The 2,730-nt window shown below is 55.6% G+C and carries 1 rRNA gene; it reads left to right on the top strand.

The window, feature by feature from the left end:
• A 23S ribosomal RNA gene (locus AC2FNJ_RS19925) occupies positions 1-2,660 on the top strand; the annotation flags it as partial.
• Positions 2,661-2,730: the final 70 nt, after the last annotated feature.

The following is a 2,730-nucleotide window of genomic DNA, read 5'->3' as shown; positions in this document are numbered from 1 at the left end:
TACCGTGAGGGAAAGGTGAAAAGCACCCCGACGAGGGGAGTGAAACAGTACCTGAAACCGAACGCCTACAATCAGTCGGAGCCCAGCCTCCAAATCAATCCGGGAGACCGTGTGTATTATGTCTATGTTTTGCGCAGCGAACGTGGCGAGCATTACATCGGTTATTCTGCCGACCTCAGACGTCGGCTGTCCGAGCACAATGACGGGAAAAATGCCTCGACGCGGGGCAGGTCGTGGGGCCTGCTTTACTACGAGGCCTATGCGTCGGAGCGTCTTGCGAGGGATCGCGAGCGCGTGCTCAAGGGACATGGCCGCAGCAAGCAGGCGTTGCTGCAGCGGCTTAGCGGGGATTGATTTGGTGGCTGGGTGACGGCGTACCTTTTGTATAATGGGTCATCGACTTGGTCTCACGAGCAAGCTTAAGCCGTTAGGTGTAGGCGCAGCGAAAGCGAGTCTTAATAGGGCGCATGAGTTCGTGGGATCAGACCCGAAACCGAGTGATCTAGGCATGGCCAGGTTGAAGGCACGGTAACACGTGCTGGAGGACCGAACCCACATCCGTTGAAAAGGATCGGGATGAGCTGTGCCTAGGGGTGAAAGGCCAATCAAACTCGGAGATAGCTGGTTCTCTGCGAAATCTATTTAGGTAGAGCGTCATCCGAATACCCCGGGGGGTAGAGCACTGGATGGGTAATGGGGCCCCACAGGCTTACTGATCCTAACCAAACTCCGAATACCCGGGAGTACTGGATGGCAGACACACTGCGGATGCTAACGTCCGTAGTGGAGAGGGAAACAACCCTGACCGACAGCTAAGGCCCCCAATTCATGGCTAAGTGGGAAAGCAGGTGGGACGACCAAAACAACCAGGAGGTTGGCTTAGAAGCAGCCATCCTTTAAAGATAGCGTAACAGCTCACTGGTCTAAACAAGTTGTCCTGCGGCGAAGATGTAACGGGGCTCAAGCCATGAGCCGAAGCTTCGGATGCCGTAAGGCATGGTAGCAGAGCGTAGTGTGACATAGAACTCATCCTGTATTGCCGCCGGTTATGTGGTGCGCGTAAGCGCGCTCAAGTAGCCGAACAGGCGGTAGCGCAGGATAGAGTTCTTTCGATGAAGCCGGCCTGTGAGGGATCCGGTGGAGAGATCACTAGCGAGAATGATGACATGAGTAGCGACAAAGAGTGTGAGAGACACTCTCGCCGAAAGTCCAAGGGTTCCTGCTTAAAGCTAATCTGAGCAGGGTAAGCCGGCCCCTAAGCCGAGGCCGAAAGGCGTAGGCGATGGGAACCAGGTTAATATTCCTGGGCCAGGAGGATGTGACGGATTGCAGGTGTAGTTCAACCTTATCGGATTGGTTGGGCTGCTGAGCAGTTCCTGGAAATAGCCCTCCATCAGACCGTACCCTAAACCGACACAGGTGGACTGGTAGAGCATACCAAGGCGCTTGAGAGAACGATGTTGAAGGAACTCGGCAAAATACCTCCGTAAGTTCGCGAGAAGGAGGCCCGGTTCCTAGGCAACTAGGGGCTGGGGGCACAAACCAGGGGGTGGCGACTGTTTATTAAAAACACAGGGCTCTGCGAAGTCGCAAGACGACGTATAGGGTCTGACGCCTGCCCGGTGCCTGAAGGTTAAAAGGAGAGGTGAGAGCCTTGAATTGAAGCCCAGGTAAACGGCGGCCGTAACTATAACGGTCCTAAGGTAGCGAAATTCCTTGTCGGGTAAGTTCCGACCTGCACGAATGGCGTAACGACTTCCCCGCTGTCTCCAACATCGACTCAGCGAAATTGAATTGCCTGTCAAGATGCAGGCTTCCCGCGGTTAGACGGAAAGACCCCGTGCACCTTTACTACAGCTTCGCACTGGCATCAGGACTGCAATGTGCAGGATAGGTGGTAGGCTTCGAAGCAGGGACGCCAGTTCCTGTGGAGCCTCCCTTGAGATACCACCCTTTGCATTCTTGATGTCTAACCGCGGTCCGTCATCCGGATCCGGGACCCTGCGTGGCGGGTAGTTTGACTGGGGCGGTCGCCTCCTAAAGCGTAACGGAGGCGCGCGAAGGTTGGCTCAGAGCGGTCGGAAATCGCTCGTTGAGTGCAATGGCAGAAGCCAGCCTGACTGCGAGACTGACAAGTCGAGCAGAGTCGAAAGACGGCCATAGTGATCCGGTGGTCCCGAGTGGAAGGGCCATCGCTCAACGGATAAAAGGTACGCCGGGGATAACAGGCTGATACTGCCCAAGAGTCCATATCGACGGCAGTGTTTGGCACCTCGATGTCGGCTCATCTCATCCTGGGGCTGGAGCAGGTCCCAAGGGTACGGCTGTTCGCCGTTTAAAGAGGTACGTGAGCTGGGTTTAGAACGTCGTGAGACAGTTCGGTCCCTATCTGCCGTGGGTGTAGGAGACTTGAGAGGAGTTGCCCCTAGTACGAGAGGACCGGGGTGAACGATCCACTGGTGGACCAGTTGTCGTGCCAACGGCAGTGCTGGGTAGCTATGATCGGACAGGATAACCGCTGAAGGCATCTAAGCGGGAAGCCCCCCTCAAAACAAGGTCTCCCTGAGGGCCGTGGAAGACCACCACGTCAATAGGCCGGAGATGTAAGCGCAGCAATGCGTTCAGTTGACCGGTACTAATCGCCCGACAGGCTTGATTTGATCCAGTAATGGAAAGACAGATCAAAAGCATACACTGACCTTGACAATAGATAGCGTCGCGGCGCCAGGC

It is taken from the genome of Ruegeria sp. BHSB196 (assembly GCF_059613135.1).
This window is presented reverse-complemented; position numbering and strand designations above follow the sequence as displayed.